The following is a 17,264-nucleotide window of genomic DNA, read 5'->3' on the forward strand; positions in this document are numbered from 1 at the left end:
ATAGATGAAAAAAGGTGGATTAGGTAGAGGATTAAATAATTTTCTAAAAGATACTGATGAAGTAGCGAAGATTTTAAATGAAGAAAGTAAAACCGGGGTTACTAAAATTCAAATTAGTAAAATAAAGCCCAATGAAAAACAGGCGAGAAAGTTGTTTAATGAAGAAAAATTAAAAGAGCTTGCTGAATCTATAGAGGAATTTGGTATAATTCAACCGTTGATATTAAAAGAAAATGGCGAAAAATACCAAATAATTGCCGGGGAGCGTAGATATAGAGCAGCTAAACTTGCAGGGCTGGAAGAAGTTCCGGCAATCATTAAAAATATAACGGAAGAAGAAGCTGATAAAATTTCTTTGATTGAAAATGTGCAAAGAGTTGACTTAAACCCAATCGAAGAAGCTTTGGGATATAAATCGGTAATGAAAGAGTACAATATAACTCAAGAAGAGCTTTCAGATGCGATAGGAAAGAGTAGACAGTACATAGGAAACACTGTCAGACTATTAAAGCTTGAACCAAGAGTAGTTGAGTTTTTACAAAAGGGTTTGTTGTCGCCGTCTCACGGAAAACTTTTGTTGACTATAAAAGACCCTAAGCAACAATACAGAGAAGCAAAGAGAATAGTTAAACTTGGAAATACGGTAAAAGAGACAACTCTATTGTTCTCAAGACCTCCTGAAAAGACAAAGAATATCTTTTTAGATGATGCACGAAGAAGCTTAGAAGATGCACTTGGAACAAAAGTTGAATTTAAAGGTAAGGGAAAAAACAAGAAGATTGTAATAGAGTACTATTCAGAAGAAGATCTTGAGAGGATTTGTGAGAAGATACTCGGAAGTGAGGAAGAATGAGATATTTAAATATGTATCTTGTAAATGCATTTACAGATAGAACCTTTGATGGCAACCCGACGGGAGTTGTAGTTGGCTCAAAGAATTTAAATGATGAAGAAATGCAGAAAATAGCAAGAGATTTGAGAATGTCTGAAACTGTCTTTATAGATAGACTTGATGTGGGAGTGTACAAAACCAGATTCTTTACACCTCACGAGGAAATATCATTGTGTGGGCACGCCACTATTGCCACTTTTTACGCACTGTGCAAGCACAACTACATATTGCCGATAGAAGACGGAATAAAAAAAGTTGTGCAACACACCAAATCAGGCAAAGTTTATGTGGATTTAGAATATAGGAATGAAGAAATTCAAAATGTGTATATCTTATTGGATGGAGTTATCAACAAGAGGATAAGTTCTGACGAAGAAATAATTAATGCACTGGGGACAACCAAAGACAAGCTTGGAATTGGGGATAAGTTTTATGCTCCGGCAAAGGTGAAGACCGGGTTACAAGATATAGTTGTACCGGTAAAAGATATTGAAACTCTATATTCAATAGAGCCTAAATTTGAAGAGATTTTAAAAATATCTGAAAGAGATGAAGCAATTAGCGTTGAAGTGTTTACAGTGGTGGACGGCAATCAAATCGTGCAGAGAACATTTTCATCGAGCATAGGAATAGATGAAGAAGCCGGTTCAGCGACATCTACAGGAGCAACACTCTTGTATCTAAATAAAAACACAGATTTAAACTTTACGAATATAAAGTCAACTCAAGGAGCCTGCTTGGGAAGAGAGTCAAAACTTTCAGCCGAGATGATAGGAGAAGACAGAGTTAGAGTTGGCGGAAAAGCATTTGTATTTATGGAAGGTGTCCTTCATATATAGAAAGGGAAGTAATGTCGAGAAGAGAGAGGAAAAAAAATAACAATAAAAAGATGAATCAAGTGTTGATATCTACATTCTTTTTAATATTGCTCTTAATATCATACAATGTGTTGGCGGAGAGAAATAAGGTCATACACTTAGAACTTGGAAATACATCTTATGTAGAACTTTTGAAATATGAAAATTCAAGCATGAAGACCATAACCGACAGAGTTGTAATCAGAGATATACTGCTAATGATAAATGATTTAGGAGCTAAAGAAGTTGAGATGACAACAAGTCCGGTGAGCGAGAAGTTTATCAATATATATGACAAAAGTTATAAAAAGACAATGGTTATAAAGTCGGGAAAATATATAAAAATTGAAAATAAATGGTATCTTTTAGATGATAGGAGCGCAAACAGCTTTGAAAAGATATTCAATAAATATAACTAAAGCAGACAGAAATGTCTGCTTTTTTGTTAAAGTATGTTTAAAAATAAAAAAGATGGGTAGAGGTATCGTAGATAGCGTTAGCATATAATTCATGAATTGATTGTCATTTTCGCGAAATGATGTAAGATTGGTATTATTAGTCATGAAATGTACATTTATGAAGGAGGATAAAAATGAAAAAGAAATTTAGTTTTTTATTAGCGATGACTTTTTTAATCCAATGTATGAGTTTTGTATATGCGAATGATATTTTTGCTGAAGAGGTAGAAACGAATAGTACAAATTATTTTTCGAGTAAAATTTTACCAATAAAATTAAATGAACAAGGGGATTTGACACATTATGTAGAAAATTTAACGATAGATGGTAAAAACTATACATTTGTGCATAGGGAAGAAAATGGTTATAGAATAATAGAGATGAGTGGGGCAGAAGAGGGTATATTTAAATCAAAAATAGAAGATGATACAAGTATTAAGCCGATGTCATACAGAGCAGCAAATGATGATTGGCAATATTTTCAATATTGGAAACAAGCAAGTTGGATAAAAGGTACTGCAGTTGCAGGTATAGCAGCAAAAATAGCTTCTGTTGTAGGTGGACCGGTAAGAGTATTTATTGATATAGCTTCTACATTATATGGAGTATATCATTCTGTTGATATAGATTATTCAGGTAGATATCGCCTTGAAGGTGGCCATGTAAGAGGTGAATACACAGCTAAGATATATGGTGGTAGTGATTATATAGGTACTACAAACTGGAGCGGATATAGATAATGAAAAATTTATTGATTCAAACACCATTGAATAGCTTTATTTTGCTATATAGTTTCATTATTTTGAGTGCAGCTGTTAAGTCGTATAGGGAAAATCAAAATAAATACGTTTTTGTAAATCTGTTTTTAGCGGTGGGGATTAAATATATATTCATGATTTTAGCATTGATGAGGATGTCGCTACCTATAGATTTTAAACCTATTACATTCACTTACATTTTGGGACAAATAAGTTTTTTAAAAGCTATTATGGCAGTGGATTTAATATGTTTTATAGGCGGAGTATTCGCTTATAAGAAGAAGAATTACAAAATATTACTTACTTTGGTGATTGTTGCAGTACTATTCCAATATTTGGGATTAGTGTTATAGACAAAAAGGGCAGACATTATAGAAATGTCTGCTTTTTCGTGTATAAATCTAATGTTTATTTTGCAAAGAAACTTTTTATAAAATCTATAATTTGAGCGAATATTCCCTTAGATTTTTCGAGAGCCTGCTGTCCTTTTTCAGAACTCAAATAATCGCTTGCTTTATTAGCTAAATCCTTGGCAACTTTTGAGTACTTACTCGCTTCTTTAGCCACTTTATCCCAATCCACATTAGAATTTTTCATCTTAGTAAATAAATTTACAAGAGAATCAACTTGGTTGTCATTGATGTTGATATTGTACTCTTGGGAGACGCTGTTTATAATTGTACGCACTTGCTCCTCATTTTCAGGCATATTTTTGCTCATTTGAATTTTTATAGCATTGATTAAATCGTCAGTTTTTTTCTCACCAACTTCTTGTTGTAGATTTTGAGTAACTACCATCTCTTGATTGGCAACTTTTTTTAAATTCTCATCAAGCTTGACACCGCTTGATTGTTCGTAGGCTTTTAAAATGCCTGTCAGAGCTGCCGTTCCGGTTACAGAAACCGGTGCGGTAATCTTGACTTCTGCATCAGTTACACCGGCTGTTGTCAAGGCATTTCTGTAAGTTGATTCAGTTATGAAATTTATATTGTCAGAAACTTCGATCTTTAGACCACTGCCGGGTTTTGTGTAAGTTATCATGGAACTTGAAATAGATTTATTACCTATTTTAGATTTTGGAATACTGTCTCCAAGATATTTATACTCTTCAGCATTGGTAACCTCGATAATTTCAGCCGCTTGAGGAGCGTCCAATTCATCTAAAATAGCCTTTCGTTGGTTTCGGTCCAAATTGGCACCAATACTTACAATACTGTCTCCAACTGTCACATCTGCAAACACCAAATTAGGGACTAAACTAAGTCCGATAAGCGCAACGGCTCCAGTGTAATTTATTTTAGATTTAAAATTTTGTATCTTCATATTTTCACATCCTTTAACAAACAAAATTTTATCAAAGGAATTTGAATTTTTGGTGAAATAAAGAAAAAATTAGAAAATTCTTAACTAAATTAATCAACATGTGTAAAAACTTTAAAAAAGTTATCCAATGTGGACAAAATTAAGCATAAAGACAGTTTTCGCATGTGGATAATACAAAAATATTAATAAAGCTAACAAAATCTGAGCGGATTTTAGAAAAATAATCCACAAATTAACCGAACTTATTAAAAATTGTGGACTATTTAAAAATAAAGCTCAAAAATATAAGAATTGTCTATTAAAATATTAAAATATGAATTATAAACAAGCGCCTTTAAATGTATAAATTTTATATTCTAAAAACGGAATATAAATTCAATTCAGTGTGATACAAGCTAATAGAGGGAGGTTTTTATGAATAAGAAAGATTTGACAAAGTTCAAAACTCCACACACCTATGCAATCATATTTTGTGTTGTACTCTTCTCTTGGCTGATAACTTTTTTAGTGCCTGCGGGAAAATTTACCACTCATGAAGTGGAGTATTTGGATTCGAGTGGGGAAACTAAGACAAAGACAGTTTTGATGGCGGAAACTTTCAGATATAGCTATAATTTGAATAATAATTTTTTATCAGAAGAATTGCCGAAACTGTCAAATGATACGGCTAAGCTGGAAGAGTTTGAGGTTGATAAGGAGGCTTTTACAGCTCTTGTTGCAGACCTTAAAGATGTTGACCGAGCAAAGCTTGATGAAGTTGGACTCAGTGATGATGAGTTGTACTCAATGTATGGTGAGGCAATGTATGATACAAGCACAAAACTTCACAAGACAGCTAAGCTTTGGGGAACTGATGACTTTGGCGGCTTTGGATTTTTAAATTATCTATTTGAAGGTCTTGTGAGCGGGGATAAATACGGTTCAGCAGTCGGGATAGTTGCACTGATCTTAGTTGTAGGCGGAGCATTTGGGATAATTATGAATACAGGTGCAATTGACGCCGGTATATATGCGTTTATATCTAAGGCAAAGGGAATGGAGAGATTGGCTATACCGCTATTTTTCTTTTTATTTTCACTTGGCGGAGCGACATTTGGCATGGCAGAAGAGGTAATTCCGTTTTCTATGATAATGGTACCTTTTGTAATTGCTCTTGGATATGACTCAATTGTTGCAGTAACAGTGACTTATGTGGCATCTCAAGTTGGAAATGCGGTTTCATGGATGAGTCCGTTCAGCGTGGCGGTGGCTCAAGGGATAGCCGGCATACCTGTGCTTTCAGGTGCAAAATTCAGACTTATAATGTGGTTTGTAGTTACAGCTCTTTCTGCAGCATATTTGATGAGATATGCTGAAAAAATCAGAAAAAATCCTGAGCTGTCAGTTATGCACGATGCAGATGCTCATTTTAGAAATGTAGTGACCAATGCAACAGAGGAAGAAAAAGAATTTAAACTTGGACACAAATTGATATTACTTGAAATGTTATTGGGGCTTATTTGGATAGTTTGGGGAGTTACTTCAAAGGCGTACTATATACCTGAAATCGCATCTCAATTTTTTGTAATGGGGTTTGTCTCAGGTATTACAGCTATAGTATTTAAGCTAAATAACATGACTATAAACTCCATGGCATCAAGTTTCCAAAGTGGTGCATCAGACCTTGCCGGAACTGCAATAGTAGTTGGTATGGCAAAGGGAATACTTTTGGTGCTTGGCGGTTCAGAGGCGAATGTACCTTCTGCACTCAACACAATTCTATACAGTGCTGGAAATGTTTTAAACGGAGTACCTAAGACAATAGCAGCAATAGGAATGTATGTATTCCAAAGTTTGTTTAATTTAGTAGTTACTTCAAACTCAGGTCAAGCAGCGCTTACTATGCCTATAATGGCGCCGCTTTCTGATATAGTTGGAGTATCAAGACAAATAGCAGTTCTATGTTACCAACTTGGAGCGGGATTTGTAGACGCCTTTACACCGGTTTCAGCCAGCCTTATAGGTGTGCTTGGAGTAGCGGGAATAGATTGGAGCAAGTGGGCTAAATTCCAAATTAAAATGCAAGCTTTCTTCATGATAATGGGATTTGTGATAGTTTCAATTGCAGTTGCAATCAATTTCCAATAGAGTGAAAAATGTTAAAGTTAATAGAGAATAAGACGTATATTCTCTCGAAAAGTTGGGCATTAAAGATGTCTTGATAGTCGGAAATAAAATAGGTGAGCCTTTGCTCTCCTATTTTATTTTATTCGAAAACAAGATACTTTAGTTTGTTTTCATAATATAATTATAATATAATAAAGAAAAGCTAATATGTGGAGGCGGTTATGAAATATACAAATAAGAGCAAGCTGATAGCAGGAGCATTAGTCATAGTAATAGGGGCGAGTTTATGGCTGAACAAAGATTATTTTACAAAAGGGAATGCGTTTCCAAACCTGCCGAGAGTTGAACAGACAGTAACCACGACCGAAGATTACTTAGCAGACTTTGACTATGCCTACGAAGTTTTAAAAGAAACTTATCCATACTTTGAAGTAAATAAAATCAAAAGCGGAGTGGATTGGTTGGCAAACAGAGATAAGTACAGAGCAGAAATTGCAAAGAGCAAAAGTGCTTCAGATTTTTATAATAAAATGAATTTGATTTTAGGAGATTTGCATAATGGGCATACGCAAATGATTGATGAAAAAATAGGGTTTAATATGTATATGCTTATGAAAAGTTATCACATTAAACCCGAAGATAAACTTTATTATTATATTGAGCAGGAAATAGAGCAATTTGAATCGCCAAAGGTAAGAGCAAGATATCATATAAACAATGACAGCATAAAAAAGGCACTAGAAAATGGAAATAGAAAAGATTTTTTAAATAATATAGTAAGGAATGGAAATATAAGTAATGTCTTAGTAGGAGATATAAAAAATGATATAGGATATATAAAGATAAATGCAATGCAAACTGATATGGGGGTTGAAGAAGATAAGAAGATAATCTTACCATATTTAGAAAAAATCAAGGATTACAAAGCGTTGGTAATTGATTTAAGGGGTAACGGTGGTGGAGATGATAGTTACTATTTGTGGTTTTTATATCCTAATTTAATTGATAAGTCCTACACAACAAAAAGATATAATTTTATAAAATCTGATTTTTTTAAAAATAGAATAGAGAATAGATATGATAAGTTAGATAATAAAATATTAGAGTCTTTTAAATTTCCTTTACAAACAAAAGAATTACTAAAAGATTTTAAGTATTATATGACATATAATTTGAACTTAGAACCGAATGATGATTCAATAAGATTTAAAGGAAAAATTTATCTTTTAGTTGATAGAGGAGTGTACAGTGCAGCTGAAGCAATGGCATCTTTTTCAAAAGAAAGTGGACTTGCCACTTTAATTGGAGAGAGAACAGGTGGAGATGGTATAGGAGAAAATCCAAGGATAGTTGCACTTAATAAAACAGGTTATATGATTAGATATTCTTATAATTTAGGTGTAACAGAAAGCGGCAGTGTAAATGAGTTGGAACAGACCACACCGGATATAGTTTGCGACCCTAGTACGAGCGGGGCGTTGATAGACCAGCCTTGTATAAAAGAGGTTTTAAAGCTTGAGTCTAATTAAATTGAGGAGAAATTAAATGGAAAATAAACTTTTAAACAAAGAAAATATTATAAGAGAAGTAGTGAAAATATTTATGGGTGGAGTTTTAGTTTTAATAGTAAAGCTATCTAGCACCATAATCACCACTCTTGTTATTACTATTGCAAATAAGATTTTATTAAATAAACAAGATGCTTTTAATGGTGCAGAAAGATATTCTAATCTAATAGAAAAACTGACAATCTATTCAAGTTTTGTAAGTGCCATAATAATTATGGTAATTTTGATATACATTTTACTACACTTGTATAGACTATATAGAGAAGTAAAATAGGCCAGTATTAAATGGGAGGAGGACATGAAAAATTTTAAGAAGCATAAAAACAAAGTTGCAATATTAGTTGTAATATTGATAATTTTATGTGTAATAATTCTATTCATAGATAGATATATACCGGTTGGAAATTCATTTCCAAACCTGCCGAGAGTTGAACAGACAGTAACCACGACCGAAGATTATTTAGCAGATTTTGACTATGCCTATGAAGTTTTAAAAGAAACTTATCCATACTTTGAAGTAAATAAAATCAAGAGCGGAGTGGATTGGTTGGCAAACAGAGATAAGTACAGAGCAGAAATTGCAAAGAGCAAGAGTGCTTCGAATTTTTATAGGAGAATGAATTTAATTTTAGGAGATTTGCATAATGGGCATACAAACATTGTGCAAGAACAATATGGAATAGACAATTATATTATATATAAAAGAAATTCACCTAAAGCAAGTTGGAGAGCAGATATAGCAAGACAATATGAGAATCCAAAGGCAAGGGCAAGATATATGATTAATAATGATACTATAGAAAAGTATCTTGCTTTAGAAAATAAAAAAACAGCCGAAGGGAATAGTAAAAATATATCGGTTGGAGATATAAAAGAAGACATTGCTTACATAAAGGTAAGTGTAATGGGACAAGACTATGAAGTGGATGAAGATAAGAAGATAGTTTTACCATATTTGGAAAAAATCAAAGACTATAAAGCATTGGTAATTGATATTAGAGGTAATGGAGGAGGAAATACAAATTATTATGAAAAATTTTTATATCCTTACATAGCAAGCAAGCCTTATAGTGTAAAAGAATATGATTTTATTAAATCGGACAGAAATAAAAAATTAATAAAGCAAATGTATATGAAAAAGTTAAGCGAAGATGATATTAAATCTTTTGGATTTCCGGAAAGAACCAATGAGATTATAAGAGATTTTAATTTTTATACATGGTATGGACAGGAAGTTAAACCAAACAATGACTCAATAAGATTTAAAGGAAAAATTTATCTGTTAGTTAATAGAGGAGTGTACAGTGCAGCTGAAGCAATGGCATCTTTTTCAAAAGAAAGTGGATTTGCAACTTTGATTGGAGAGAGAACCGGTGGGGATGGTATAGGCTTTGACCCTATGCAAGTACTCCTTCCTAACACCGGATACGTAATGAAATATTCTTATGATTTAGGAACTACAGAAAGTGGCAGTGTAAATGAGTTGGAACAGACCACACCGGATATAGTTTGCAATCCTGATACAAGTGGTGAGTTGATAGACCAGCCTTGCATACAAGAGGTTTTGAGACTGGAAGAGTAGAGCGATGGGAAAGATCCGCCGGACAGTTCTGATTTATTTAATGAATGAAATTTTATTTGAATGTAGGGGCGGCACGTATATGCAAGACAGAAAATGAAATAAAAATAGAACAGACAAAGAGAAATAGTAAGCAAAAAACAACATAGGCCCGCCCGCAAATGACAAAAATAAATAGATGGTAGGGAGTTAGTCTTAATAAACTGATTTGTCCAAGATGTTGATATTTTATTTTATAATTTATTATTTAGAAGGAGGGCTAAGGGAGTTGCAATGCTCCCTCACGCCCTCCCTACCCTTTAATTGTGTTCTGTATTTTATTTTATTTGTCCCATAATTACAAAAAAAATCGGACCTAAGCCCGATTCATAAAATCAAATTAAATTTTAGTAAGTTTCTTTGAAAACTTCAAAATGTGCACGTGGGTGAGCACAAGCCGGACAAACTTCAGGAGCTTCCATTCCTTCGTGAATATATCCGCAGTTGTTACATTTCCATAGAACTACCTCATCTTTTTTGAATACTCTGTCATTCTTGATATTTTCAAGAAGTTTTCTATATCTCTTCTCGTGAGCCTCTTCAACTTCTGCAACTTCTCTAAATACTTTTGCAATCTCAGGGAAGCCTTCCTTTTCTGCAATATCTGCAAATTCAGGATACATTTCGCTGGCTTCTTCATGTTCGCCGTCAATTGCGCCTTGCAAGTTTTCCTCAGTTGTTGAGAAAACCACCGGGAAACTTCCTGTAACTTCAATAGTTTCTCCGGAGTCAAAACTATTCTTTAAAAATTTATAAAATCTCTTAGCATGCTCTTTTTCATTTCTCGCCGTTTCTTCAAATATGTTTTGGATTTGTACATAACCATCCTTTTTTGCTTGTGATGCTGCATAAGTATAGCGCATATTTGCTTGAGATTCTCCTGCGAAAGAAGCCATCAAATTTACTGCTGTTTGTGTACCTTTTAAACTCTTCATAATTTCCTCCTACTATTAAAATAACTTTATCTACTTTTTAATTATTACCCTTATTCAGCGAAATAAACACAATAAGCTAACGATTTTCCTAAATATAATTGTAAAATTTACCAAGACCGATAATAAATGAAATACCCACTAAAAAAGCCAAAACTTCAGAAACAATAGTCGCAGCCCAAATACCACTAAGGCCATAGAAAATAGGCAGCACAAGCACTGCAACTATTTGGAATACAAATGTCCTCATAAACGAAATAATTGCCGACACAAACCCATTGTTAAGCGCAGTGAAAAAAGAAGATGAAAAAGTGTTAAATCCAACAATTAAAAAAGAAACAGAAAAAATTCTAAAAGCCTTAGATGTCATATTAAAAAGCTCCAAATCATAACCTACAAAAACTCTGCTTATAATATCCGTTCCAACTTGAGCCGCTAAAAATAAAACAATACCCGATAAAAATAACAACACCAAGCTCTTCTTCAACATATTCTTCAATTCCAAATGATTTTTTGCACCGTAATTATATCCAATAATAGGAGCAGTTCCGATATCATACCCCAAATAAATTGAAATAAATATAAATTGAACATACATAATTGCCCCATACGCAGCCACACCATTCTCTCCGGCAAACTTTAAAAGTTGTAAATTATATACTATACTTATCACTGATGTCGATATACTTGTCATCACCTCCGACATTCCATTAGAACAAGATTTTAATATGACGTGCCACTTGATATCAGTCTTTGTCAACTTTAAAATACTTTCCTTAGAAACTATAAAATATACTAGAGGTATAACTGTACCGGCAGTTTGACTTATACCCGTTGCAAGAGCCGCTCCAAATACCCCCCAGTTAAATCCGACAATAAAAAGAGCATCTAAAACCATATTGGCCATACCCGCTAAGACGGTAACCCTTAAGCCAAGCTTGGGATTCTCGGCAGTTACCAAAAAAGTTTGGAAGATATTTTGTAACATATACGAAACATTAAATATCAACAATACTTTTCCATATATCAAGCAATCCGACATCATATCTCTATTTGCTCCAAGAATTATGCAGATGTCCTCTAAGAACAAAATGCTGATGATGCTTATACCTATTCCAAAAATTATTGCAAATAAAATAAGCATTGAAAAATGCTTGCCGGCAAGTTCAATTTTCTTTTCCCCAAGAGTTTTTGACACCAAGGCACTCCCTCCGGTACCTATCATAAAACCAAATCCCCCAATCATAAGTAAAAAAGGAATTATTATGTTTACAGCTGCGAAAGATGTCTTGCCTATAAAATTTGAAATAAAAAGTCCATCTATGACCACATAAAAAGAAGTAAACAACATCATAAAAATAGACGGCATACAAAATTCAATTAATTTTTCATAAGTAAAATGTTCTGATAATTTCATTTTTTCTCCCCAAATACATTGATTATCTTATTATACATTATTACCAATTAATTTTTCATTCACGTATATTTTAGAAGTACTTAATTTTGGTGTTTATTAAAATTGCAACTAATACATACTACAATTTCAAATTTAAATATATAAATTCTAAAGTTTTAAATAAAAAATTGTTTATATCTTTGATAGAAAATAGTTTAATTTGATATTGCAATTTAGGATTAAAAAATATTTTTAATATCGGTAATTAGTTGCAAATAAGTAGTTTAAGAAGTAAAATATAAATGATATTTAATATCAAAAATAATTTTTAAGGAGGATTTATGAAATTTAAAAGAATAATTTTCATGGCAATTTGTATGATGCTTTTATTTAATGGCATTACAGTTTTTGCTAAACCTATGGCAGGTAGTATAGATGGCAAGGCATTGTCTTTAGGTAGGGTTTCAATTGATCAAACTCTTACAAAGGTCAAGATAGAGCCTAAAGAGGAAGCTGAGAATATTACGGGGGTTACTATTGATTCTATTTTTAAATTACAAAGATCAGGATTTCAAGGAGTAAATTTTTCATCTCAGCCATCTTATTGTGTAAAAGAAGGGGAACTCTATATAAAGACTCTTAAGAATAAACATACAATAACAGTACATACTAAAGCAGGAGATTACCATTTTATCTTTAAAGGTGATTCAAAAAATGGAATTTTCGAAAGGATAGATTTTGCACATAAGCCGAATAAAAAAATACATGTGAAGTTGGAAGGCTATTTTGAATCTGCGCTTAAGGGTCAAAAAAAGTATGATGGCATTTCAGGGGCGACAGGCTCAGCCAAGGCGAATGAAAATAGTAATATCAAGGTAATGGTTGCAGAAACGGAACCTAATGTATTACCGAAAAATGAAGATTGGATTGAATTGGGAAAATCTAATATAGAGACAGATAAGGGTAAGACAAAAATTATTTTAGCTAAAGAATCGGGAATGACTCCAATGTACAATTCGAATTCCAGCTCGGTTACTTTGTCTGGTACACCTGAAAATCCCAGTAATTATCAAGTAAGCATTAAACTTGTAGATATATATGGCAGAGAAGCGGAAAGCAAGCCGGCTTGGTTTTCTGTTGTAGATATTGAAAATGTATTTTTAGATAAGGTTTTTGAAGATGTAAATAACAGATTAAAGGTTACAAATAATGTTCTGTTCACACAGGATCCGTGGTATATAGCACATTTTAACCAAAAAAAACCTGAGGAAGGTAAAAATGAACAGTTTATTGTTCCTAAAAATGTTCATTTGTGGCAAGGTTCAAAGGAGAGCGGAGTTTATGGTGTTTTAGGCAAGATATTGCCGGCAACTAATAAAGAGCCGGACAGAGCCAAAGGGGAATATCACAAGTGGGAAGATAAGATACCAACACAAGATTTTATATTGAAAGAGGGTACTAACCTCACTATGGCATATATGAAGGTGCTTTCCGGAGTAAATATTATAGTTGAAAAGGGTGCGGTATTAAATTTATATGATTCTTCAATTTTTGGAAAAATTACAGTTGATGGAGGTACTTTAAGAGTAAATTATGATACGGAAGGCAAGTTTACCGGTGATATAGAGGCAAAAAATCCAAATAAATTAATATCCGGAACATCGATACAGGGTCAGATAATTTTAAAAAATGGAGCGGTGCTGGAAGATTCATATGTGTACTCACATACAAACAATCTGGTAGATGGGGGAGCTGCGCTTGAAAATATAAGACCTGTTGTATTGGTCCAAGGAAAGGCTTTTATCAAAGGCAATGTCTTTGTAAGAGGGGATGAGTCGCCGACAGGAGAGGATAAGCAAACTAAAAAGGTATATAGGGGACAGAATGCAATGGCTATAGAGAATGGAAGTCTCACAATAGCTGATAAATCTTCTTTGTATTTATATGGAGGAGGAACTAATGTTACAACATCTTTAGGAGGAAATGCGCTTGAGTTAAAAGATGGAAAAGTTTTAGGCGAAGGAACTCTTGTTGCAATGGGAGGAGTAGGACATGATCCGATCAAGGATGAGAATATAGCAGGTTATGCAGTTGTTGGCAGAGGAGATATTTCTTGTGAAAAGGTCTATTTAAGATCCGGAAATGCTTATGCAGGAAGTGAGGAACAAAGAGCGATTAAGAGTAATGATGGTATTAAAATTCATAAGAATGTAAAGGGAAAGATCATTGACTCTAAAGGAGGGGATGGAGAGTACAGGGAATATTGGAAAAGGTCGTCTATACCGTATAAAGTAGATTCACTAATACCAAATGAAATATTACGACCTGATGGTGATGAAAAAATATCTGGAGAGGCAGTTCCAGCGGATATTTTTAAACCGGGCAAAAAGATAAAAAGAGTTGATTTAAAATCATCTAATGTATATCAAAAATCTATAGCAGTAACTTTAAATGACGAGGGCAGAGCTTGGTTAGAAGAAATTAAGAATAAACAGGCAAAAGTAAAGGTCAATAATCAAGAATTGACTGAAGTTAGCGATAATGCGAGAGGCTATAGAGTAGATGCAAATCAATTTTATGCAACGGGTCTTAAAATAGGTGAAGAAGTAATTATAGAAGTTGAAGGTTTTGCGCCGGTATTATTAAGAGCAACGGCAGTGGATGTATTTAATGAGTACAATTTGCAAGTTGTTGATCGGAAAGATAATTTAGATGATACATCTGTAATTATTCCGGAAGTTGATATTACTGATGAGGATGTCAATGCTGCTAAGGTTGTTGTAAAAAATATTGTGGATTCTATTGCTTTAGAGAAGTTGGAATTAAAGGGGGTTAATATAACCAGGAATACTGATTCAATCAATAAATTTAAGGAAGCTGTTAAAGAAGCTAAAGAATTAGCCAATGCTAAAAATCAACTTAGCAAAGCGGAAAGAGAAAAATTAGTTAATTTTGGAACTGAAGAAAATGGCAGATATAAAGGTTTTGATGAGATAGTTAAGTACATAAAACCGGAATTGGCAATAGAGGGAATTAAAGAAGTAAGAAATAAACATGATAATACAAAGTTACATGTAAAGTTGAGTGGCGGAAAGGTTAAATTTAAAACTCTTTTGGAAAATGTGACGAAAGAAGGGGAATCTTCTTTAGTTGTTTACAGAATTGACAAAAATGAGTATGAGGCTAAAATTGATACTTTGGCGGGTGCTACACCTAAATTTGAAAAGAATTTATTAGAGAACAAGTATTACGATATAGAAAATTTAAAAGATGAGTATGTTATAAGTTTTAATGAAAATGAATTAATGAGTGATTATCCGAACACAGAGCTTTTAAAAGTTGTGTTCAGAGTAAAGTTATATGATGGAATATATGTTGAGAATAGCGATTTTGTATTTTTGAATAATAAAAATAAAGTAAAACCAAGTCCCAAACCGACCCCTGCACCGGAAGATCCTAAAGATGTGGACAGTGTTACAGGTCAAAAATTAAGAGTTGAGAAGGATATAACCTTAAGAGGTCATGTGGAATATGAGAATGAAACTACAGGTCAAAGAGAAACCGGGCACTATGAATATAGAAAATTAGTGAGAAACGGCGAGGGAAAAGTATATAAAACTGAGAAAACTAAAATTGAAGAAGGATATATTGAAGGTTATCCGGACGGAAGTTTTAAGCCGGAAAATTCGATAACAAGAGCAGAAGCTGCAACAATGATGATGAAAATGCAAGGGAACAAAGTGTCATCAAGCTTGAGGACAGGTTTTTCGGATGCTGAAGATTCTTGGTACAATCAGGCATTAAACTATGCAGTTAACAACAATATGCTTTTAGCTGACGGGAATAAAATAAGACCTAATGATGCGATTACAAGAGCCGAGTTTGCAAGGCTTGTAATGCCGGTGTTAAGAGACAATGAGCAAAGAGCACCATTTGTGGATATAAAGGGAGATAAATTTGAAAAGGCGATAGATATTGCGTATTCAAATGGAATAATAATTGGCTATCCTGACGGAAGCTTTAAGCCGGAAAATTCGATAACAAGAGCAGAAGCTGTTACAATGATGAATAGAATTTCTAAAAAATATCTTAGTTTGGCTGAATTAAATTCAAATGCGTCAAAGCTTAAGAGTTTTTCAGATGTTTTAAAAAATCACTGGGCATATAGAGAAATTATGTCAGCTATAAACTACAATATGTTAAATACAAGAACTGAAGTGGTTTATGGATATGAGCCTACCACTTATGAAACTTTAGAGAGAGTTTGGGTTGTGGATAGACCGGAAAAATCAACAGTCAGAAGAGAAGTGGCTTATGAAAATAGAACTCTTGAAGATTCTGACAAGAAAATTAAAGTTCTAGGGAATATACAAAAAACAGCTGAGTTGAAATTAGCGGACAAAGTTATAAGTGATAATGGAGAGAGCGTAATTGTAATTCCACAATCAGTTTATCAATGGTTAAAATCTGAACCTGTAAATAAATATGAGATATTAAAATCTTATCAAGCGTATCTCACAGGGGGACACAAAAATAAATTGGAAGCAGTTTTTGAAGTAGGTCAAAACTATGAGGGCAAGATTTTAAAAGTATTACACATTGTTGATGGTAAACTTGTTGAGTCTGATGTTGAAGTTAAAGACGGAAAAGTTTCATTAAACGTTGATGAATTGAATTCTTTTGTAATACTGACAGAAGCCAAGCAGCAACCTAAAGAAAAGACAGAAGTTGAAAAAGTTCAAGAAAAGATTGGAAATATAGGCAAAGTTGATGAGTATAGCGGAGAGAAGATAAAAGAAGCTTTTACAGCATATGGAGTGTTGAGCGAAGCAGATAAAAAGGCTGTAAGTGCAGACAAGTTGTTTAAAAGCATAAAAGAATTCTCAAGGCTTAGTCAAAACAAAGGTGTGACTGTAAAAGAAGGTCAAGGACAGGTAATTGATAAGAAAACTGATAATTTACAACCAATAGTTTCTACAGCTGAGAATAAGGACTTTATTTGTGTGATGATGGATGAAAATATAGTAGATGAAAAGGACTATACTAGAACAGAGGGAAGCACAAAAATAGAGTTCAAAAAAGACTATATAGATGAATTACAAAAGGGTCAACACGATGTCTTGATAGTTTCTTCAAGCGGGACTGCAAAGACAATTTTAAAAATAGAAGATAAAGACAAAGAAAAGAAGAAAGAAGAAGAATTAAATAAAGACAGAGAAAAGAAGAAAGAAGAAAAAGAAAAAAAGGATAAATCGGAGTTAAAGAAAGTAAAATTTGAAGGCAAAGATCTACTGGGGAAATTCCCGACTAAAGGAATAAAAGTAAATCTTGCAGACAGTGATAGCAGAACTTGGAT

At 33.3% G+C, this 17,264-nt stretch carries 13 protein-coding genes; 10 read left to right on the forward strand and 3 right to left on the reverse strand.

The features are described 5' to 3' along the window. Positions 1-4: 4 nt before the first annotated feature. The 5 genes from SOR77_RS05870 (at position 5) to SOR77_RS05890 (ending at position 3,318) form a co-directional block, all read left to right on the forward strand. Positions 5-853 carry a ParB/RepB/Spo0J family partition protein gene (locus tag SOR77_RS05870; protein WP_320636220.1) on the forward strand — a complete coding sequence of 283 codons (849 nt, stop codon included), beginning with the start codon at positions 5-7 and terminating at the stop codon, positions 851-853. Beyond that, complete coding sequence (locus SOR77_RS05875) at positions 850-1,731, forward strand: PhzF family phenazine biosynthesis protein (protein WP_320636221.1); 882 nt, start codon at positions 850-852, stop codon at positions 1,729-1,731. Before SOR77_RS05870 ends, SOR77_RS05875 begins: the two co-directional genes overlap by 4 nt. An 11-nt stretch (positions 1,732-1,742) precedes the next feature. After that, complete coding sequence (locus tag SOR77_RS05880; protein ID WP_320636222.1) at positions 1,743-2,168, forward strand: hypothetical protein; 426 nt, start codon at positions 1,743-1,745, stop codon at positions 2,166-2,168. A gap of 173 nt (positions 2,169-2,341) precedes the next feature. Further along, positions 2,342-2,947 carry a hypothetical protein gene (locus SOR77_RS05885; RefSeq protein ID WP_320636223.1) on the forward strand — a complete coding sequence of 202 codons (606 nt, stop codon included), beginning with the start codon at positions 2,342-2,344 and terminating at the stop codon, positions 2,945-2,947. Continuing rightward, the gene (locus tag SOR77_RS05890) at positions 2,947-3,318 is read left to right on the forward strand and encodes a hypothetical protein (RefSeq protein WP_320636224.1); all 372 of its coding nucleotides are present in this window, start codon (positions 2,947-2,949) and stop codon (positions 3,316-3,318) included. The genes SOR77_RS05885 and SOR77_RS05890 overlap by 1 nt, the downstream gene beginning before the upstream one ends. Before the next feature lie 55 nt (positions 3,319-3,373). Here the strand turns inward: SOR77_RS05890 and SOR77_RS05895 are convergent, their stop codons facing one another. After that, positions 3,374-4,288, reverse strand: a complete 915-nt coding sequence (locus SOR77_RS05895) for a DUF1002 domain-containing protein (RefSeq protein ID WP_320636225.1) — start codon at positions 4,286-4,288, stop codon at positions 3,374-3,376. Between the two features lie 414 nt (positions 4,289-4,702). Between SOR77_RS05895 and yfcC the strand changes: the two genes are divergently transcribed. From yfcC to SOR77_RS05915, 4 genes are all read left to right on the forward strand, one after another. Continuing rightward, a complete protein-coding gene (yfcC, locus tag SOR77_RS05900; RefSeq protein ID WP_320636226.1) occupies positions 4,703-6,415 on the forward strand; it encodes a putative basic amino acid antiporter YfcC in 1,713 nt (570 codons plus the stop codon). 200 nt (positions 6,416-6,615) lie between these two features. Next, entirely contained in the window at positions 6,616-7,923 is a 1,308-nt protein-coding gene (locus SOR77_RS05905) for a S41 family peptidase (protein WP_320636227.1), read from the forward strand. A 16-nt stretch (positions 7,924-7,939) separates the two neighbouring features. Then, positions 7,940-8,236 carry a hypothetical protein gene (locus tag SOR77_RS05910; RefSeq protein WP_320636228.1) on the forward strand — a complete coding sequence of 99 codons (297 nt, stop codon included), beginning with the start codon at positions 7,940-7,942 and terminating at the stop codon, positions 8,234-8,236. A gap of 24 nt (positions 8,237-8,260) precedes the next feature. Continuing rightward, a complete protein-coding gene (locus tag SOR77_RS05915; protein ID WP_320636229.1) occupies positions 8,261-9,544 on the forward strand; it encodes a S41 family peptidase in 1,284 nt (427 codons plus the stop codon). Positions 9,545-9,927: 383 nt separating this feature from the next. On the opposite strand, the gene rbr is transcribed toward SOR77_RS05915, so the two are convergent. Together rbr and SOR77_RS05925 are read right to left on the reverse strand one after the other, a co-directional pair. Further along, positions 9,928-10,515 carry a rubrerythrin gene (gene rbr / locus SOR77_RS05920; protein WP_004819573.1) on the reverse strand — a complete coding sequence of 196 codons (588 nt, stop codon included), beginning with the start codon at positions 10,513-10,515 and terminating at the stop codon, positions 9,928-9,930. 88 nt (positions 10,516-10,603) lie between these two features. After that, positions 10,604-11,929 carry an MATE family efflux transporter gene (locus SOR77_RS05925; RefSeq protein ID WP_320636230.1) on the reverse strand — a complete coding sequence of 442 codons (1,326 nt, stop codon included), beginning with the start codon at positions 11,927-11,929 and terminating at the stop codon, positions 10,604-10,606. 320 nt (positions 11,930-12,249) lie between these two features. On the opposite strand from SOR77_RS05925, the gene SOR77_RS05930 reads away from it, so the two are divergent. Further along, positions 12,250-17,264 (forward strand): S-layer homology domain-containing protein (locus SOR77_RS05930; protein WP_320636231.1); only part of this gene is annotated, 5,015 nt, incomplete at its 3' end.

It is taken from the genome of Peptoniphilus sp. (assembly GCF_034090345.1).
In the GTDB taxonomy this organism is placed as follows: Bacteria; Bacillota; Clostridia; order Tissierellales; family Peptoniphilaceae; genus Peptoniphilus.